The following is a 19002-nucleotide window of genomic DNA, read 5'->3' as shown; positions in this document are numbered from 1 at the left end:
CGGCCCTGCCCGCCCCCGTAGCGTCACGCCAAGACACCGGCAAAAGCGGAGGCCCGCCATGTTCCAGGACCGCATGACCCGTCTCAGGCAGAAAATGGCAGAGGCCGGCATCGGCGTGGCGCTGATCACCGACGACGACAGCGTCTATTACCTCACCGGCTACTACGACTATCTGCATATGGAGTTCGGCCGCCCCACCATCCTGGTGGTTCCTTGCAACGGCCCTTCCCTCCTGATCACCCCGGTGATCGACGTGGTGATGGCGGAGGAGGTCGCGCAGGTGGACCGCATCGCCGCCTGGAACGACGGCGACGGGGCCGAATGGCGCGCCGAACTGCCAGCCGCCTTGGCCGGCGCCGCCCGCATCGCCATTGAACCGGACCACATGCCGCCGATGGTGCGCGCCTGTGTGAATGAGCTGGCAGGCAGCGCGGAGATCACCACCATCACCCCGGCGCTGTCGGTCCTCAGGATGATCAAATCAGCCGAGGAACTGCAACTGGCCCGCCACGCAGGCCAGGTCGCCGGCGCCATGATGGCCGCAGGCCGCGGCGCCATCGCCGCCGGTGTGCCGGAATACGAGGTCGCCATCGCCACCTCCCAGGCCGGCACCCGCACCGCGGCAGCGCTGCTCAGCACCCACTACAGCGATGCCAACATGTCACCCAGCACCCATTTCCTGCAGATCATGGCCTCAGGCCGGGACATTACCAAGACCCACCACCGCGCCTCCACCCGCATCATGCAGCACGGTGAGCCGGTGTTCCTGTGTTTCTGCGGCATGACCAATTTCCACCGCTTCAAACTGGGCTTCGACCGCACCTTCTGGATCGGCGAAGCGGACCCGGAACAGGCCCGCATCTATGAGGTGGCCGTGGCCAGCCAGAAGGTCGCGCTGGACGTCCTCGGCCCCGGCGTTCAGGCGCAGGAGGTGCACCGCGCCTATGCCGGGGTGATCCAGGACGCAGGCTTCAGCTACCCGTTCCGCTGCGGCCGCGCCACCGGCTTCAGCTTTCTGGAACGCCCGCAGCTGGTGACCGGCGACACAACCGTTCTGCAGCCCGGCATGGTCTTTGCGGTCGACGGTTCTGTCGCCACGGATACCTTCCGCGCCCAGGTCGGCGACAGCTTCATCATCACCGGTGACGGCTACGAGCAGATCACCACCCACCCCAAGGCACTGCAGGACATGATCCTCTGACCATCCCGGCGCCCGCCAGAACCCCATAAAAAACACGCCCGCGGACAGATTTGGGATTCCCAAGCACAGCCGCGTGTGGCATGCTGGTTTCAGACGCCGGCAAACGGCGCAAAATACAACATGAGCAGTAACATACAGGCACCTCCAAAGTGACCCGAAGCAACCGCCCGTCCCTGGGCGCCATCACCTTTTTTGCCATCGCCTTCGCGCTCAGCGCGTACTTCACCTTTGCGGCGGTGCAGGGCGACTTCGGGCTGTTCAGACGGGTTGAGATCCAGGCCGAAGCAGAAGAACTTCAGCAGGATCTTGGCCGCCTCCAATCCCGCATCGGCGAGATGGAAAATCTGACACGCCGCCTGTCCGACGATTACCTCGACCTTGACCTCCTTGACGAACAGGCACGCACGGTTCTCGGTCTCGTCCGCGCGGACGAGATCGTGATCCGCTGATCCGGTCGGAAATGTCTGCCGCCAGCCGCACAGCAGCCAGCGGCAGCAAAGTCAAATCAACCGGGCCGAAATACCGCCATCAACAGAGACCGGAGCACCGGTCATAAAGCTTGCTCTGTCCGACAGCAGAAACAGCGCCGACTGGGCAATCTCCTTCGGTTCCGCCATCCGCTTTAGCGGGTGCAGACCGGCGATAAACTCATGCGTTGCCGGATCATCGCCAGCCATATCCGTCTTGGTGCCCCCCGGCAGGATCGTATTCACCCGGATCCCTTCCGCTGCATGGTCTGAGGCCAGCGACTGCGTGAGCCCCAGCAGCCCGGCCTTGGACGCGGCATAGGCCGCCATGCCCGGCATGCCGCCGTTACTGACACCCACAAAGGTTCCGGTAAAGACAATGGACCCGCCGCCCCGCCGCTGCAGCGCGGGGATCTGCGCCCGGGCTGACAGAAATGCGCTGGTGAGGTTGGTCGTCAGGACGGATTGCCAATTGCCGGGCTCCATCTCCGCAACGGGACCCACATCCCCCATCATGCCCGCGTTGTTAAACGCGCCATCAAGTCCGCCGAATTGTCCCTCGGCCAAATCAACAAGCGCCTTGGCATAAGGTCCGTCACAAACATCTCCGGCCAGAAAAGCCGCGCGCCCGTTGCTCTGCTCGATCTGCCCGGCAAGGGCGCGCAGCCGTTCCTCCCGGCGCGCGCCCAGCACCACATTTGCCCCTTCAGCGGCAAACAGCAGCGCCGCGGCCGCGCCGATCCCGCTGCTGGCCCCGGTAATGATGATCGTCTTGTCTTTCAGTTCCATGGTCATGCCTTTCAGTTTTTGCACGCCATTCAGGAAAGGAGGAAAGACACGGCAGGGCGACCCGGATCTTGCGCTTGCCGCGCGGCCCGGACCGTAACCGCAAGATCCGGGCCGGCCTGTGCCGCCAAACCGGTCAGCGCCGCCCCTGCGCCAGCCGCCAATTGTTGCATTTCTGCGCAGCCATCGGCGGATCTTTACCCTGCGTCCAGCCCGCGGCAGAATAGCACTATTCAGCCGGGCCAAAACCCGCTATGAATTTGTTTAACACTAAACTATCTAGCCTTCAGGGGGAGCTGACCACCATGGCCGCTAGAAAAAGCGCAAAGAAACCAAACGTTTCTGCCGAAGAACTGACAAAACACTACCGCGAGATGCTGCTGATCCGCCGATTCGAGGAAAAGTCGGGCCAGCTCTACGGCATGGGCCTGATCGGTGGTTTCTGCCACCTCTACATCGGCCAGGAAGCGGTTGTTGTGGGGCTTGAGGCCGCAGCCGAGGAAGGCGACAAGCGCGTCACCTCCTACCGCGACCACGGCCACATGCTGGCCTGCGGCATGGACCCGGACGGCGTCATGGCCGAGCTCACGGGCCGCGAGGGCGGCTATTCCAAGGGCAAGGGCGGCTCCATGCATATGTTCTCGAAAGAGAAGCATTTCTATGGCGGCCACGGCATCGTCGGCGCCCAGGTGCCGATCGGCGCGGGCCTCGCCTTTGCCGACAAGTACAAGGGCAACGGCCGCGTGACCTTCGCCTATTTCGGTGACGGCGCAGCCAACCAGGGCCAGGTCTACGAGACCTTCAACATGGCTGCCCTGTGGAAACTGCCGGTGGTCTTCGTGATCGAGAACAACCAGTACGCTATGGGCACATCGCAGCAGCGCTCCACCTCCAGCGCCGAGATCTGGGAACGCGGCAAGGCGTTCGGCATTCCGGGCGAAGCAGTGGACGGCATGAACGTGCTCAGCGTCAAGGAAGCTGGCGAGCGTGCCGTGGCCCACTGCCGCAGCGGCGACGGCCCCTACATCCTTGAAGTGAAGACCTACCGCTACCGCGGCCACTCGATGTCGGACCCGGCCAAGTACCGCACCCGCGAAGAGGTCCAGAAAATGCGCGAGGAGCGCGACCCGATCGAGCAGGTCCGCGAGATGCTGCTGACCGGCAAGCACGCGACCGAGGAAGACCTCAAGGCGATCGACAAGGAAATCAAGGAGATCGTCAACAAGTCCGCCGAGTTTGCCAAGGAAAGCCCGGAACCGGCCCTCGAGGAACTCTGGACCGACATCTACGCGGACGAAGTGCCGCAGGAAACCGCCTGAGAGGGAAGACAAAGACATGGCAACTGAAATTCTTATGCCCGCCCTGTCGCCGACCATGGAGGAAGGCACCCTGGCCAAATGGCTGGTCAAGGAAGGCGATACCGTGAACTCCGGCGACATTCTGGCCGAGATCGAAACCGACAAGGCAACGATGGAGTTTGAAGCCGTCGACGAAGGCACCGTCGGCAAGATCCTGATCGGTGAAGGCACCGAAGGCGTCAAGGTGAACACCCCGATTGCGGTGCTGCTGGAAGACGGCGAAAGCTACGACGCCTCCGCCGCCCCTGCCCCGGCTGCTGAAGCCCCGGCACCCGCAGCTGAGGCGCCCGCAGCCCCCGCTGCTGCCGCTGCGCCTGCCCCGGTCGAAAGCCGCGTGCTGGAACCGGACTATCCTGAAGGCACCGAAATGGTGCAGACCACCGTGCGCGAAGCCTTGCGCGACGCCATGGCCGAGGAAATGCGCCGCGACGAGGACGTGTTCCTGATGGGCGAGGAAGTCGCCGAATACCAGGGCGCCTACAAGGTCTCCCAGGGCCTGCTCGATGAATTCGGCGCCAAGCGCGTGATCGACACCCCGATCACCGAACACGGCTTTGCCGGCATCGCCACCGGCGCCGCCTTCGGGGGCCTGCGCCCGATTGTCGAGTTCATGACCTTCAACTTCGCCATGCAGGCGATTGACCACATCATCAACTCTGCCGCCAAGACGCTCTATATGTCCGGCGGCCAGATGGGCGCCCCGATGGTGTTCCGCGGCCCCAACGGCGCCGCCGCCCGCGTCGGTGCCCAGCACAGCCAGGACTACGCTGCCTGGTACATGCAGATCCCGGGCCTCAAGGTGGTCATGCCCTACTCCGCCGCCGACGCCAAGGGCCTGATGAAAACCGCGATCCGCGACCCCAACCCGGTGATCTTCCTGGAGAATGAAATCCTCTACGGCCAAAGCTTTGAAGTGCCCAAGATGGACGATTTCACCATCCCCTTCGGCAAGGCCCGTATCTGGCGCGAAGGTTCTGACGCCACCATCGTCTCCTTCGGCATCGGCATGAAATACGCGCTGGAGGCAGCAGACAAGCTGGCCCAGGACGGCATCTCGGCTGAGGTCATCGACCTGCGCACCCTGCGTCCCATGGACCTGCCCACGGTGATTGAATCGGTCAAGAAGACCAACCGCCTGGTCACCGTCGAAGAAGGCTGGCCGCAGGGCTCCGTCGGCAGCTACATCGCCTCCGAGGTGATGCAGCAGGCGTTCGACTATCTCGACGCCCCGGTTGTGACCTGCACCGGCAAGGACGTGCCCATGCCCTATGCCGCCAATCTGGAACGCCACGCGCTGATCACCACAGATGAGGTGGTCGAGGCCGTTAAGCAAGTGACCTACCGCTAAGGACGAAGATGGAAATCAGGGGCCGCGATCCCGAAACCGAATGCTACCGCGTCACGCTGACCGTCGACGGGCGCACAGTCACCGCACTGGTTCCCGAACGGCTGGCAGCAGACACACGGCTCATCGGCTCGCGGCCCTCCCATCAGGAAGCCTACGTCTGGATGGCGGAGAAGAAAGACAAGATCGAAGCCGCGATAACCCAACTGGCCCGCGGCACCCGGCGCCCCAGGGCGCCCTATGACCAAATTGTTCTGATTGAGGAGCGCTGACATGCCCACCGAAATCCTGATGCCCGCGCTTTCTCCCACCATGGAGGAAGGCACCCTTGCCAAATGGCTGGTCAAGGAGGGCGACACCGTCTCCTCCGGCGACCTGATCGCCGAGATCGAAACCGACAAGGCCACCATGGAATTTGAAGCCGTGGACGAAGGCGTGGTCGGCAAGATCCTGATCGCCGAAGGCTCCGAGGGCGTGAAGGTCAACACCCCCATCGCGGTGCTGCTGGAAGACGGCGAAAGCGCCGATGACATCCAGTCCTCCGGCGGCGGCGCTGCTGCCCCGGCCAAGGCTGACGCCCCCGCGGCCAAAGCGGAAGCCCCCGCAGCCGCGCCCAAGGAAGAGGCCAAAGCCGCCCCCGCTGCACCGCAGGGTGCTGACGGCAGCCGCATCTTCGCCTCGCCGCTGGCCCGCCGCATCGCCGCCGACAAGGGCCTGGACCTGAGCGCCATCAAGGGCTCCGGCCCCAAGGGCCGCATCGTCAAGGCTGACGTCATGGACGCCAAGGCGCCAGCGGCGCAGGCACCGGCCGCAGCAGCTTCCGCTCCGGCCGCCGCACCTGCCGCTGCTGCAGCCCCTGCCGGCCCCTCTGCCGACATGGTTGCCCGCATGTACGAGGGCCGCGCGTTCGAAGAGGTCAAGCTGGACGGCATGCGCAAGACCATCGCCGCCCGCCTGACCGAGGCCAAGCAGACCATCCCGCACTTCTACCTGCGCCGCGACATCCAGCTGGATGCGCTGCTGAAGTTCCGCGCCCAGCTGAACAAGCAGCTCGAAGGCCGCGGCGTCAAGCTCTCGGTCAACGACTTCATCATCAAGGCGGTGGCGCTGGCCCTGCAGGCGGTGCCGGACGCCAACGCGGTCTGGGCCGGCGACCGGGTCTTGAAGATGAAAGCCTCCGACGTGGCGGTGGCCGTCGCCATCGAGGGCGGTCTGTTCACCCCTGTCCTGCAGGACAGCGACACCAAATCGCTCTCGGCCCTGTCGGCAGAGATGAAAGACCTCGCCTCCCGCGCCCGCGACCGCAAGCTGGCACCGCATGAATACCAGGGCGGCAGCTTCGCGATCTCCAACCTCGGCATGTTCGGCATCGACAACTTCGACGCCATCGTGAACCCGCCGCACGCGGGCATCCTGGCGGTCGGCTCCGGCGTCAAGAAGCCGGTTGTGGGTTCCGACGGCGAACTGAAGGTCGCCACCGTGATGAGCGTCACCATGTCGGTCGACCACCGCGTCATCGACGGCGCCCTCGGCGCGGACCTCTTGAAGGCCATCGTCGACAACCTGGAAAACCCGATGGTGATGCTGGCCTGAGGGGTCGCTTCATCGGAGAAACGAGAAAAGCCCCGGCCTCAGCGCCGGGGCTATTTGCTTTTCTTGCCGCCACTTTTCTCAAAGTCCGGCTTTCAGTTCGGTTTGCCTCTTGCTGCGTGACGCGCGAATGGCCGCTTGCGTCTTCTATCGCTCCTTGTACGTTGACCTTTCAGGATTGCGAAAAGGGTCAGGCAGGTGTTCAGAAAAGCTAAAAATGAACTGTTAGTTCCCAAGTTTCACGACAAGGACAGTTTGGAAAAGTCACTTCAAGAAACTGGAATATCTGTAGAGGCGTCCCGTCAACTGGCGGGACCTTGGGCGCCACAGCCTGCATTTGCTGCCAATCAAAGGTGAGAAAGGCGGCGGCCGTGTATTCTCCAAAGTCGGGGGAGTACCGGACCTCCCAAAAGGAATGGAATGGCCCATCCGGACAAGCTTTCCGGCATCGGCTGAAAAAGCCCCAAGAGGTTTACTCCGGCGTATATTGGATAGAATTCTTTACGTCCGTCCAAGCGAGCGCGAAGTAAGCTATCGCGAGACCCCGCAGCCGTACAACTTCATTGCGCAAATTGCATTCAAGGAAATGACGGCAGCCGGCGCGAAGGATATGGAGCTGCCGGACAGCGGTGCGCTGTACCTGTTCTATGATGACTTATCGCAATGCTGGGGCTTTGATCCAAGAGACTCCGTCGGGTTCAAAGTGATCTACGCACCGGATATTGACGGTGCCGCGACGGCTCAAAAGCCTGATTTCTTTGACGAGGTGCCGTCCTACAAGGAGGTCTTTGTTGAACCGGCGCTTCGTTTTGAACAAAGCCCTGCAGAGGGTGTGCACTTTGAAAAAATGCCAATTTCCGAGGCAGACAAGGAAGCGTACCTACAGTTTGACGAATTGGTTGAAGACCAAACACAACTTGGCTGGCCGTCGTTGCCTGCGCATAAGGTTCGAGGCTGGTCAAATATCGTCCAAAACCCAATGGAAGAAGAATGCGCACTTGTAACCTCCGGCATCTACTGCGGCGATTCTGAAGGCTACGACTCTCCGGAAGCGAAACGGATCATGGCCGAACCAAATGACTGGGTGCAACTGCTTCAAATCGACAGCGATGACAACACCGGCATGATGTGGGGTGATGCGGGAATGTTGTATCTGTGGATCAGGATGTCCGACTTGAAACAACGGAATTTCAGCAACACCTGGCTTATCCTTCAGTGCGGATAGCCGGCATTCAGGCCACTTCGCCGGGCTTCTGCTCCGTCCAGTATCGTCAAGGTTGAAGCATTAAGTCCTTCAAGCCACCCTGGACCTATCGGAACTAAAAAAGGGAGCACTCACGCACCCCCTTCATCTTTCCCCAAATACTCAACCGCACAACATCCCCCGCCAGCACCCCGCCAGCGACGGCGCGCTGCTCATTATTGATACCCGGGCACCGAGCCCGGCAGCACCTGCTCCGCCCCATCCATCTCCGCCAGACAGTCCTCAAACAGCGGCAGCGGCGTTCCCCGCCTCCGCCAGCGGCACCGCCCGCCGGTACAGATGCCATGTGGTGTGCCCCAGAACCGGCAGCGTGACGATCAGGCCCAGAAACGCCGGCACCATCGACAGCAGCATGGCGGCGGAGATGATCGCCGCCCAGCCCAGCATGACCACCGGATTTTCCGCAACCGCGCGGATCGACGTCAGCATGGCAGAAACAAAATTGGTTTCGCGGTCCAGCAGCATCGGCATCGCAACGACGGTCACCGTGAACAGGACAGCCGACAAAAACGCACCCGCACAGGTGCCAATCGCAAGAAAGGCCCAGCCCTGCGGCGTGAAAAAGACCGTGTGCAGGAACCCCTCGAAATCCGAGAAAGACGCGTTTTGCAGGGTGATCGCCAGCCAAAGCCGGACCTGATACATCCACACCCAGAAAATGAACAGGGTGACAAAGGCCATCCAGCCCATTTCCCGGTTGCGCTGGCGAACCATCACGCTGAGGATGTCTGACCAGCCGAAACTCTCGCCCACCTGCATCCGCCGCGACATCTCGTAAAGCCCGGCCGCGGCGAAAGGCGCCACCAGCGGAAAGCCCACAGCGGCGGGAATGATCATCCAGATCTTGCCCAGCCAAACCAGGCACCAGACAAACAGGATGCCGAAAACCGCATAGAACAGGCCAAAGAAGCCGCTCATGACCGGGCGCGCCAGAAAATCGGCAAACCCGGCCTTCAGCGATGCGCTGATATCACCTGCAGTCAGCCTATTGACCTCAAGCACGCTCCGCGGCCGCGGCTTCCGTCTTTCCGGTGACGAGGAACTTCCGGTCTTGGACGTCATGGCACACTCCTTCCAAAGCAGGACCTTGGGCTGGCCCCCGTGCAAACGGGCCAGGCAATGAAACAGACATCCCTCCTGTACATGGAAGTGTGCATCAGCCCCGGCACCAGGGCAAGGGGCGCATGGCGCTGCAACGCGACCACACCGTCAGACGCCCTTTACAGGCCCCCAAAGCCCCAAACCGAAAAAGGGAGCGCGCGCGCCCCCTTCTTCTTTGACCAAATACTCACCTGCACCGCAGCCGCCGCCAGCACCCCGCCCGCTGCGGCGCCATGCTCTCGGGCGGCGCGCCGCTCGGCACTGATAGCCACCTGAGTCAGGTCCCGGGAATGGCTGCGCCGCGATAAGATGCCGGAATTTCAGTCGCCCCGATTTGAGCAAGCAAGTTGATCATATCGATCACGCTGCGGCGTTCGGTAATCATCCCGTCTTTGATGCGCATGATCTGGATTTCATCCACCGCGACGCGTATTCCGCTGGCCGGCACCCCCAGAAACTCTCCGGTATGCGTTCCGCGATAGATCATCTGCGTTGCGACCCTGTCGTCCTCGGCCAGCACCTCTCCCAGCGTGATTTCAACGTCAGAGAACGACGTCGTGAAAATCCGCACGCGTTCTTTCCACGCCTCAGGCCCAACAGGCGGATTGAAGTAAGAATTGTGCAGCACCGCATCAGACGCCACAAACTCATCAAACTTCACCGTGTCTCCCTGCCCAATCGTCATGACTTCGCGATAGTACCGTTCGACAAGCGCCTTATTCTCCTCACACATCCCTCTTCTCCAGACTGTATGTGCAAGAAATACCATAATCCCTGCGGAAAGTCTGCTTCGCCCCGGCAGCCTTCGAAGCCGCTACCGGAAATCGGGCGCACCCATTTGCCTCCAAACGCATGAAAAAAGGGAGCGCAACCGCTCCCCTTCATCTTTCCCAAAATACTCATTTGCGCAACAGCCGCCGCCAGCACCCCGCCAGCGGCGGCGCTACGCCTGCGGCAGTCCGCCGCTCAGTACTGATACCCGGGGGTCGAGGCCGACAGCGCCTGCTCCGCCGCATCCATCTCCGCCGGGATATCCTCAAACAGCGGTGTCGACAGATAGCGCTCGCCGGTATCCGGCAGCACCGCCAGCAGCACCGATCCCTCCGGCGCGCTTTCCGCGACCTTCATCGCCGCCGCCAGGCTGCCGCCGCTGGAAATGCCCGCCAGGATGCCTTCCTCCGCTGCCAGCCGCCGGGACCACTTGATGCTCTCGTCACCGCTCACCGGTTCCAGCGCATCGAAATAGCCCTTGTCCAGCGCCTCCTGCAGCACCAGCGGGATGAAATCCGGGGTCCAGCCCTGGATCGGGTGCGGGTTGAAGGCCGGGTGGGTCGCCGCAGGCTCGCCCTCTGCGTTGCGCTCTTGCGCCGCGCCGGACTGCACCAGCGCCGCATTGGACGGCTCGCTGAGGGTGATCTTCAGGTCCGGCCGCGCGCCCTTCAGCACCCGCCCCAGGCCCGACACCGTGCCGCCGGTGCCGTAGCCCAGCACCACGTGATCCAGCCGCCCGCCCTCGAAATCGCCCAGGATCTCCTGTGCGGTGGTGCTGGCGTGGATGTCGGCGTTGTCCTTGGTCTCGAACTGATGCGCCAGGAACCAGCCGTTGGCCTCCGCCAGTTCCTTGGCCTTCACCACCATGCCAACCGCCTTGTCTTCCTTGCGGGTCAGCACCACCTTGGCGCCCAGCATCCGCATCAGCCGCCGCCGCTCGACTGAGAACCCGTCGTGCATGGTAATGACCAGCGGGTAGCCCTTGGCGGCGCAGACCATCGCCAGCCCGATCCCGGTGTTGCCGCTGGTCGCCTCCACCACGGTCTGGCCCGGCTTCAGCCGCCCTTCGCGCTCCGCCGCCTCGATGATGTTCAGCGCCAGCCGGTCCTTCACCGATCCCGCCGGATTGAACGCCTCGAATTTCACATACATGGTGACATGCGCCGGCGCGATATTGTTCAGCCGGATCACGGGCGTGTTGCCCACCGTCTCCAGGATCGAGCCAAACAGACGCCCGCGGCCTTCAGTTGTATAAATCATGATCTGTCCCCCAAATCGAAACTGCGAAAAAAAGAAGCTGTTGGTCAGGAATATGCGCCCCGCCGCCGCCGGGTTCAAGCCAGCCGGCGGCACCGGACAGCGATTAAGACCAGCCTCCGCCACAACCCGGCATTTGCAGAACCGCAGGCCGCACCGCCTGCACGCAGCAGATCAAAACCCACCCGCAACCCTTTTATTCAAAACAATATTCACGCCAGATAGGACCATCAAAAAAGGGGCGGAACCCGCCCCTTCTTCTTTGCTCAAATACTCAATTTCCCAGTCCGGCAGCCAGACGCCTCACTCCGCAGGAGACCCCGCCGGCACCACCTGGTCCATGTTGATCGACGGCTGGTCGCAACCCGCTTCGCCGACAATCTTCGCAGGCACGCCCGCAACCGTTGTGCAGGGCGGCACTTCTGCCAGCACCACGGACCCGGCTGCAATGCGGCTGCAATGGCCGACCTTGATGTTACCAAGAACCTTGGCGCCGGCGCCGATCAGCACCCCGTCGCCGATCTTCGGATGGCGGTCCTGCTCTTCCTTGCCGGTTCCGCCCAGGGTCACCGAATGCAGCATCGACACATTGTCGCCCACCACTGCGGTTTCGCCAATCACGATGGAATGGGCATGGTCAATCATGATCCCCTTGCCAAGACGCGCGCCGGGGTGGATGTCGATCCCGAAAATCTCCGACGTCCGCATCTGGAAGAAATAGGCCAGATCCTTCTGCCCCTTGTCCCAAAGGTAATGGCTGACACGGTAGGCCTGCACCGCCTGGAACCCCTTGAAGTAGAGGATCGGCTGCAGCAGCCGGTGGCTTGCCGGGTCGCGTTCGTTGATCGCCATCAGGTCGGCGCGCGCTGCCTCCAGGATTTCCGGGCAGGTCTCATAGGCTTCGTCAACGATCTCGCGAAGCACCATCATCGACATTTCATTCGAGCAGAGCTTGGCGGCAATCCGGTAGGACAGCGCCTTTTCCAGCGTCTTGTGGTGCAGGATACAGGCGTGAATCAGCCCGCCCATCAGCGGCTGGGTGGCAACGGCCTCCTCAGCTTCGCGGGTGATGCGGTCCCATACGGGATCCACCGGAGTAACGGCTTGCTGTGTTTTTGCCATGGGTCAACGTCCTTTCTCCGCTCAGACTACCCATCTAAGGTGGTTTGCAGCAAACGCAAACCCGTGATGAGGCATATTTTTGAAATGAATGAGTCCGATCAGGCGGGGCTGAAGCAGCAGATCACCATCCGGCTGGCGGAACTGGCGGCAGAGAATGCTTCGCTTTCGGGTGATGCCCCATCCCGCCCGGAAACAAGCCGCAGGCGCCGGGCGAGCGCCTGCCCGCCCGCACGGGCTGGCGCTTTTGAGAGTGCGGAGCTCTTTGGAAAGTTAGTACGGACGTTGCAGGAATAAACTGCCACACAGAACTGTTGGAGCGCCACCCCGCGGGCAGGCGCTCCCCCTTAGCAGCCAATCTCTCGCATCGCTGCCGGAGGCAATCGGCACCAGCCCAACAGATGGTTTGGCAGGTTTCCGTTTTGGATCAGCCGGCCGGACCCTCCCTGCCGGTTTCCAGCACAGAGGCCAGCTCCCGCAGCACTAGCCTTGTGCAGTCCAGATATGCCGGATCATCCAGAAACGGTTCATCCGCCAGCGCATACCGCCGGGCCGCGGCGCTTAAGCTCCCATCGCCCCAAAGCGGATGCAGACGGCCCAGCATTGCGCAATGCACCGCCGCCTCCGCCGCACCGCCGAAGATGCGGCGGCACAAGGCCAGGCGCGCGCTCTCCGGCACTGCCAGCAAGGCCCGCGCCACTGCGGATACATCGCCGGGCAGCACCGGGCGGATCATCCCAGAACGGCCTCTGCCGCCGGCCCGGCGCCAAACCGGGCTGAGCGCTGCGCCACTTCCAGCACGTCACCGGCCTGCACCCCGTCGGCAGCCTGCGCCGCCGCCGGATAGGCCCAGGAGGGCGTGGCAGAGGTCTCCTCCCGCAGCACAGTGGCACCGCGCATCACCCGGATGCGGTAGCTCTCGATTTCCTCGCCCAGCGGCACCTCGTCCAGCTCCCAGCTGTCGCCTTCGATCCGTGTGCGGCGTATCCAGCCCGCCGACAGGTCCTGCCCCAGCGCACCATTCAGCCGCAGATGCACCGGCGCATAGGGGCGCAGGCCATTGCCCTCAAACGCCTCTTGCAGATGCAGATAGGATGGGTCCTCCAGCGCGCGCCGCGCCGGGCCGATCCGGTAATGGCGCAAGCGGCGGCGCTGTTCGGGCGCCAGCTCCATCTGCACCGGGGTGCCATCCAGCAGCACCACATAAGACCCCGCAGGCCAGACGTCCGGAATCAGCGCATCACTGCCCTGCTGACCGCGCAACCGGCCCCGCAGCAGGTAGGTCTGCGGCGCAATCAGCTCCGCCTCGCGGAACTGGAACAGTTCCCAGTTGCCGGGCGTGCCATCACCGATGGCGGCGGCGTTGGCACCGTTCAGCACCGCCTCCACCGTGCGGCTTTCCAAGCTTCCGGAGATCAGCCTGACCTGCAGGTCCGCGCCCAAGTCCCAGCGCCCGGCCCCGGCAGAAAACAGCGGCGTTTCCGTGACCCCGATCACCTGCCGCGCCGCAATCACCTGTTCCAGAACGTAATTCTCATCCGCTTCGGAGCCGTAAACCGCGACGCTGCCGGGCCAGGCCGCCGCCGTCAGCGCCAGATGCGGCGCGTGCGGCACCTCATCCCCGCGCATCAGCGGCAGGTCCAGGAACAGCGGCAGCACCGGGCCGGGTGCGGCAAAGGCACTGACCCCCGGCAGCTCCTCTGCCACCGCAGCCAGATCATAGGTGCCGGGTTCGATCCTGACCGCCTCCACCATCTGCGCCTCCGCCTGCTCCACCCGGTCGATACGGTAAAGCTGGTCCTTGCCCTCCACTGGCAGCGACACCACATCCCCCGCCCCAAGATGCAGCAGCGAGGGCGGCAGCACGAACCGCGCCGTGTCACGGGAAACCCGCGCTTCCGCCAGCCAGCGGGCGACGGTCTGGCGCGCCTCGGCCCGGGTCATGGCCAGCGGCAGCTCGTTCTGGCTGACGCTATGCGTCGCCTCGTCGGGCAGCACCGCCTCGACCGAGCCCGCAGCATAGTCGCCGCCCCATTCGGTGAACCGCAGCCGCACCCGGCCCGCCAGTTCCGCCTCGCTGGCGCGGGCCAGCTCCAGGCTGCCGTCCATCTCGTCATTGTCGGCCAGATGCTCCAACTTCAGCGCTTCCGTCACGATGCCCTTGCGCATCCGGAACCTCAGCACCCCGTCGCGCTCCACCGCGTCAAACCCGTGCCGCAGCATCAAGGGCTGCAGCACCGCACGCGCGTCCGCCACATCCGGGTTCACAAACCCATGCACCACGCCGGAAAGCCCGGATACATCAATGTCATAAAGCCCCGCCCGGTGGCACACTTCCTCCACCACAGAGGCCAGCGTGCGCTGCCCCGCTCGCCCGTTCAGCCAGTGGCCGCGCAGGTAGTTTTCGCCGTCGTTCCAGATCTCCACCCGCGCCGGAAAGGCCGGAAACGGGCGCGCATCCCAGGCCCAGACATAGGCGTTGGACATATCCAGCATTGGCCCGCCGTATTCCTCGGACACGGGATTGTTGGCCGCCGCGCCCCAATACCCCAGAAACGCGCGCAGGTACTGGATCTGCATCAGATCGTCGCGCAAGCCGTTGGAATAGCGCGGCAGTTTCGATTCTGAGCTTTTGGGGTCCAGAAACTTGTTCGGCTGGTTGGTGCCCTTGTCGATGGCAGCGCAGCCCAGTTCGGTGAACCACACGGGCTTGGATTGCGGCACCCAGTCCGTCGGAACCACCTGCCGCACCCCGCCGATGCGCTCGTGGTGCTCCTGCGTCCACCAGCTGCGGATATCCTTGTAGCGCCACACCCAGGGCTCATCATGCGCGCCATCGGTGATCGGCGTCCGGATCTGCGCCTCGCGCGCCTCGGGGGAATGGTAGTACCAGTCAAACCCCTCGCCGCCCTCCACATTGCTGCTGAGGTAGCCGAGGTCATAGATCGACGGCACACCGGCCCGCGCGTCCAGATGATCATCACCCTCCCGCCAATCGGACAGCGGCATGTAGTTGTCGATGCCGACAAAGTCGATGTTTTCATCCGCCCACAGCGGGTCCAGGTGGAAATACCGGTCGCCCTCCGGCGATTGATAGCCCCAGTATTCCGACCAGTCGGCGGCATAGCCGATCTTGGTCTCCACCCCCAGCAGGCTGCGCACCTCTGCCGCCAGCCCTTTCAATGCCAGCACAGCCGGGAAGCCGCCGGCGCCGCGGATCTGCGTCAGCGCCCTCATCTCGGAGCTGATGCAAAACGCCTCCACCCCGCCCGCCGCCGCACACAGCGCTGCATTGTGCAGGATAAACCGGCTGAGGCTCCATTCGTCAGGCCCGCTGTAGGTGACGGTTCCGTCCCCCACGGTGAAATCCGCCGCCGTCACGGAGCCAAAGAACGCCGCCACCTCCGCATCCGCCGCCGCGGTGCCATCGGGTGAGCCAGGCTGGCCCGGAGCCACCGACAAGGTGATCCGCCCGCGCCACGGCAAATGCGGCTGGCTGGCGCCGCCAGTCCAGGGATCCGACAGCGCGTTGCCCTCTGCCTGATCCATCAGGATGAAGGGGTAAAACATCACCCGAAGGCCGCGACTCTGCATTTCCCTTATCGACTGGATCACCGAAGCATCGGCCGGCGTGCCGCCATAGAGCGGCTCGCCGTCCTCCTTCAGCACCTCCTCAGCACCTGCGCGGGTGACGCCGCTGACCGTCCAGGCCATGTTCCCCTCAGCGTCCTTATGCTCCACCTTGGGTTTCAGCGTGCAGCTGCCGCAGCGCAGGTCATTTCCGAACCACGACACAATCAACGACGCCGCGCCGCAGGACGGCAGTTCCGCCTCCAGCGCATTCAGCGAGGTCTTGAGGTCGCTGAGGCCACTGGGCGTATGCTCATTCGCAGCCCTGGCATCGCCCGGCCCGCCGGAATACTGCACCACATCCGCGGCCAGCGAATATTCCCCGGTGCCGGGCATCAGCGCCACGCCCTGCACGATCTGGCCCAGGTCCTGCGCATAGGTGCTGCTCGCGGGCTGTTCCGGGCGCAAGACATCAAAGGAGAACTGCGGCACCCGGTTGCCGAACCGCCCCAGCTCCAGGTTCTCCATCACCACATAAGCCGTGCCGCGGTAGGCCGGCACCTGCCCCGGCCCCTCGATCGCCTCCATCACCGGGTCCGGCAGCTGATCCGCCGTGCCGCGGTAGACGGTCATGTTCAAATCCTTCGGCGCCACTTCCTCGCCATCAGCCCAAACGCGGGAGACGCTGGCGATCTCCCCCTCGCACAGCGCAATCGCCAGCGAGACCGAATAGCTGTAGCTGGTGACCTGCGGCTGGCTCGGCCGCCCCTTGCCGCCGCCGCCGCCGCTGGTCTGCGAGGTCTCCAGAAAGCGCGAGGACCAGATCACCTGCCCGCCCAGCCGCATCCGGCCATAGACCTGCGCCATGGGCGCGCCTTCGCTGGCCTGGGTCAGGCGGAAGCGGTCGACCTTGCCGGTCTCCACCGGATCAGCGCCGGAGCCCAAGAGCCGTTCGTCAATCAACCGGCCCAGGGTAGCGCCCACCGCACGGCCGATGACGGCAGAGGACAGCCCCGCCACAGTGCCGCCAATTGCGCCGCCAACCGCCGCACCGGCCGCAGAAAGAAGAATGGTTGCCATCAGATCAGCTCCTTTGCCGGGACATGCCGGGGAAGTGAAACCGCGCCACGATACGGCGCTGCCAGGGCGGGCTCAGCGGGCTTTCGACAACCCCGTGGCCGGCATAGGCGTGGATGAAGGACGGTTTGCAGCTAAACACATCCGCCTGGCCGATAGGCCGGGCAGCGCCCGTCCCGCCCCCCGTCAAACCAGAGGTTTGCCTCCGGCAAAACGGGCGGGCGCTTCGCACCCTCCCCGCCGGGCCGGGCGCTGCCCTCAGTTCTGTTACCGAAGCCTGCACCCCCAGATGCTTGGCCACCGATCCCTCCCGCATCCGGAACAGGATCACGTCACCGGGTTCGGCGTCCTGCAACGGCTTCTCCACCAGATGCCGCGCCGCGGCCTGCCACAGCGCCTCAGCCCCCTGGGGTTCGGACCAGTCCATCGTATAGGCGGGCGGCAGCTCCGGCTCGGCGCCTAACAGCTCGCGCCACACCCCCCGGATCAGGCCAAGGCAATCACAGCCCGCGCCCTTGCAGGACGCCTGATGCACATAAGGCGTGCCGATCCAGCCGCGCGCTGCCTCTACCACCCGGCTCATCTGCGGCTGCCCCCGGTGTTCATGCCGGACTGGCGCGGCACCGCCATGATCCAGTCCTCCCCCGGAATATCCGGGAACCCTTGGAAATTCATCAGGTTGTTGAACTTCAGCCGGCAGCTCTCCATGCGCTTGTCGCAGCCGGCCTCCAGCCGCACCGTGTCACCTGCGGACACGGGCGCGCGGATCGGTTCCCACAAGGTGATCCGGCGCCCCGCCGCCGTGGACTGGTCGGATTTCACCGCGGCCCACAGGCCCTGTGCCGCACCGCTCAGCACCGTCAGGCGGCCATCCGCAAACCAGCCCGGCTCAAACCCCGGCAGCGCGTTCCAGCGGAAGTCCTCGCTGCGCTCCACTGTTTCCACCGCCGTTTCAATGGCATAGCCCGGCGTGTTCATATCAAACCCGCACGCGCTGTCGCCCAGCACCGCGGTGCAGGGCGTCTGAAAAATCCGCCCCTGCGGCTGGTTCAGCTGCTCAGTCAGCCCGCGCAGCTCTGCCTCGAATGCACCGCCGACGCGGCGGATCTCGCCGATGGAGCCACGGAACTGCAGCCAGCGCATTGTGACATCCTGCCAGTTGACCAGCCAGCAGCGCACCTCAGCGCCGTCGAACCGGCCTGCCTCGATGTCCTCCTCGCGCACGGCGGCGTCACTCAGCACCCCCAGCGCCTCGGTGTTGTCGACCGACAGGCCGGTGGCCTGCTGCACCGCCCGCGCGGTGAGACCGCTGCCGGGCTGGAAGGAGATGCCATCAAAGGACAGGACGCAGTCGTGGTCGGTGAATCCCAGCACCGCGCCGTCGCGCCGGGTCAGTGCCCAGGCACGGCAGACGGTGGAGATACCGGATTGAAGATGGGCGCGCAAGTCATTGGGAACACTGCTCATACCCGCACCTCCACCACCGGAACTGCAGGTGCCTCGCCGGCCTGGAATGACGCCACGCTGGTCTGGATGCTGGCGGTGTCGAACCGCACCGGCACGTCGAATTCAAAGCCCGCATTGATGCTGAGGCCAAGCTCCGGCGGGTGTGCCAGGGTGATCAGCCCTGTGGCTGTATCCAGCTCATAATCCACGCCTTCGCGCAGTTCGTCCTGCTCGATCCCAACCCGCACGGTGCCCGCCACGGGCTTGGCAATCGGGCGCTGATAGGTGAAGGCCCCGGAGCGGTAGGTCTTGGCCAGCTGGAAACTCACGGTGCTGCCGTCACCCGTTGCGATTTCCTGATCGTCAAACGCCACCCCGGCGCTGGGCCGGGCAGATTTGTAATCGCTCCAATCCTTCCAGCGGAAGCCGTACAGCTGCCCCTGACGCGCCTCGAAAAAGGCAATCAGCACCTCGATATCCTCCAGCGCGCGCAGGCCAAGGCCCGCGTCATAGCGGCGGCGGGAGTGCGCCCAGGGGGTGTTGCGCTCCTCAAAACCGTTGGCCAGCGTCACCACATCGGTGCGCCGTTCCGGCCCGCCGACGGAGCCGAAGCTGAGCGAGGCGGGAAAGCGGACTTCGTGAAAATTCAT

At 64.0% G+C, this 19002-nt stretch carries 17 protein-coding genes; 7 read left to right on the top strand and 10 right to left on the bottom strand.

What is annotated here, in order from left to right; all coding sequences use genetic code 11:
• The first annotated feature begins 58 nt into the window (after positions 1-58).
• Entirely contained in the window at positions 59-1201 is a 1143-nt protein-coding gene (locus RA25_RS03115) for a M24 family metallopeptidase (protein ID WP_039170083.1), read from the top strand.
• 149 nt (positions 1202-1350) lie between these two features.
• Positions 1351-1650, top strand: coding sequence for an FtsB family cell division protein (locus tag RA25_RS03110; RefSeq protein ID WP_039146165.1), 300 nt, complete (start codon positions 1351-1353; stop codon positions 1648-1650).
• A 51-nt stretch (positions 1651-1701) separates the two neighbouring features.
• Here the strand turns inward: RA25_RS03110 and RA25_RS03105 are convergent, their stop codons facing one another.
• Entirely contained in the window at positions 1702-2457 is a 756-nt protein-coding gene (locus RA25_RS03105) for an SDR family oxidoreductase (protein WP_039170329.1), read from the bottom strand.
• A 302-nt stretch (positions 2458-2759) separates the two neighbouring features.
• On the opposite strand from RA25_RS03105, the gene pdhA reads away from it, so the two are divergent.
• The 5 genes from pdhA (at position 2760) to RA25_RS03080 (ending at position 7972) form a co-directional block, all read left to right on the top strand.
• Positions 2760-3773: a pyruvate dehydrogenase (acetyl-transferring) E1 component subunit alpha gene (gene pdhA / locus RA25_RS03100; RefSeq protein WP_039170081.1), complete on the top strand. Its 1014-nt coding sequence runs from the start codon at positions 2760-2762 to the stop codon at positions 3771-3773.
• Between the two features lie 16 nt (positions 3774-3789).
• On the top strand, positions 3790-5160 hold the full coding sequence (locus RA25_RS03095; protein WP_039170079.1) for a pyruvate dehydrogenase complex E1 component subunit beta: 1371 nt from the start codon (positions 3790-3792) through the stop codon (positions 5158-5160).
• Positions 5161-5168: 8 nt separating this feature from the next.
• Positions 5169-5429 (top strand): hypothetical protein, encoded by a 261-nt coding sequence (locus RA25_RS03090; protein ID WP_039170074.1) that lies wholly within the window; start codon positions 5169-5171, stop codon positions 5427-5429.
• Between the two features lies 1 nt (position 5430).
• Positions 5431-6750 (top strand): pyruvate dehydrogenase complex dihydrolipoamide acetyltransferase, encoded by a 1320-nt coding sequence (locus tag RA25_RS03085; protein WP_039170073.1) that lies wholly within the window; start codon positions 5431-5433, stop codon positions 6748-6750.
• Positions 6751-7084: 334 nt separating this feature from the next.
• Entirely contained in the window at positions 7085-7972 is an 888-nt protein-coding gene (locus RA25_RS03080) for a YwqG family protein (protein WP_275041659.1), read from the top strand.
• Positions 7973-8233: 261 nt separating this feature from the next.
• Here the strand turns inward: RA25_RS03080 and RA25_RS03075 are convergent, their stop codons facing one another.
• The 9 genes from RA25_RS03075 to RA25_RS03030 form a co-directional block, all read right to left on the bottom strand.
• Positions 8234-9013, bottom strand: a complete 780-nt coding sequence (locus RA25_RS03075) for a DUF2189 domain-containing protein (RefSeq protein ID WP_241477350.1) — start codon at positions 9011-9013, stop codon at positions 8234-8236.
• 376 nt (positions 9014-9389) lie between these two features.
• On the bottom strand, positions 9390-9845 hold the full coding sequence (locus tag RA25_RS03070) for an ester cyclase (protein WP_019296876.1): 456 nt from the start codon (positions 9843-9845) through the stop codon (positions 9390-9392).
• Positions 9846-10078: 233 nt separating this feature from the next.
• Positions 10079-11143 carry a cysteine synthase A gene (gene cysK, locus RA25_RS03065; protein WP_039170327.1) on the bottom strand — a complete coding sequence of 355 codons (1065 nt, stop codon included), beginning with the start codon at positions 11141-11143 and terminating at the stop codon, positions 10079-10081.
• A gap of 300 nt (positions 11144-11443) precedes the next feature.
• Positions 11444-12262, bottom strand: coding sequence for a serine O-acetyltransferase (cysE, locus tag RA25_RS03060; RefSeq protein WP_019296878.1), 819 nt, complete (start codon positions 12260-12262; stop codon positions 11444-11446).
• A gap of 424 nt (positions 12263-12686) precedes the next feature.
• Entirely contained in the window at positions 12687-12995 is a 309-nt protein-coding gene (locus RA25_RS03050) for a DUF7742 family protein (RefSeq protein WP_039170061.1), read from the bottom strand.
• Positions 12992-16909 carry a baseplate multidomain protein megatron gene (locus RA25_RS03045; protein ID WP_039170057.1) on the bottom strand — a complete coding sequence of 1306 codons (3918 nt, stop codon included), beginning with the start codon at positions 16907-16909 and terminating at the stop codon, positions 12992-12994. The genes RA25_RS03050 and RA25_RS03045 overlap by 4 nt, the downstream gene beginning before the upstream one ends.
• Positions 16910-16913: 4 nt before the next feature.
• Positions 16914-17489, bottom strand: coding sequence for an NlpC/P60 family protein (locus tag RA25_RS03040; protein WP_039170054.1), 576 nt, complete (start codon positions 17487-17489; stop codon positions 16914-16916).
• Positions 17486-18373, bottom strand: a complete 888-nt coding sequence (locus tag RA25_RS03035) for a DUF2163 domain-containing protein (protein ID WP_039170051.1) — start codon at positions 18371-18373, stop codon at positions 17486-17488. The genes RA25_RS03040 and RA25_RS03035 overlap by 4 nt, the downstream gene beginning before the upstream one ends.
• Positions 18370-19002 carry a DUF2460 domain-containing protein gene (locus RA25_RS03030; protein ID WP_039170049.1) on the bottom strand — a complete coding sequence of 211 codons (633 nt, stop codon included), beginning with the start codon at positions 19000-19002 and terminating at the stop codon, positions 18370-18372. The genes RA25_RS03035 and RA25_RS03030 overlap by 4 nt, the downstream gene beginning before the upstream one ends.

It is taken from the genome of Leisingera sp. ANG-S5, from assembly GCF_000813925.1.
Taxonomy (GTDB): Bacteria; Pseudomonadota; Alphaproteobacteria; order Rhodobacterales; family Rhodobacteraceae; genus Leisingera.
The sequence above is the reverse complement of the archived record's forward strand: the minus strand, read 5'-3'. Positions and strand labels throughout refer to the sequence as shown.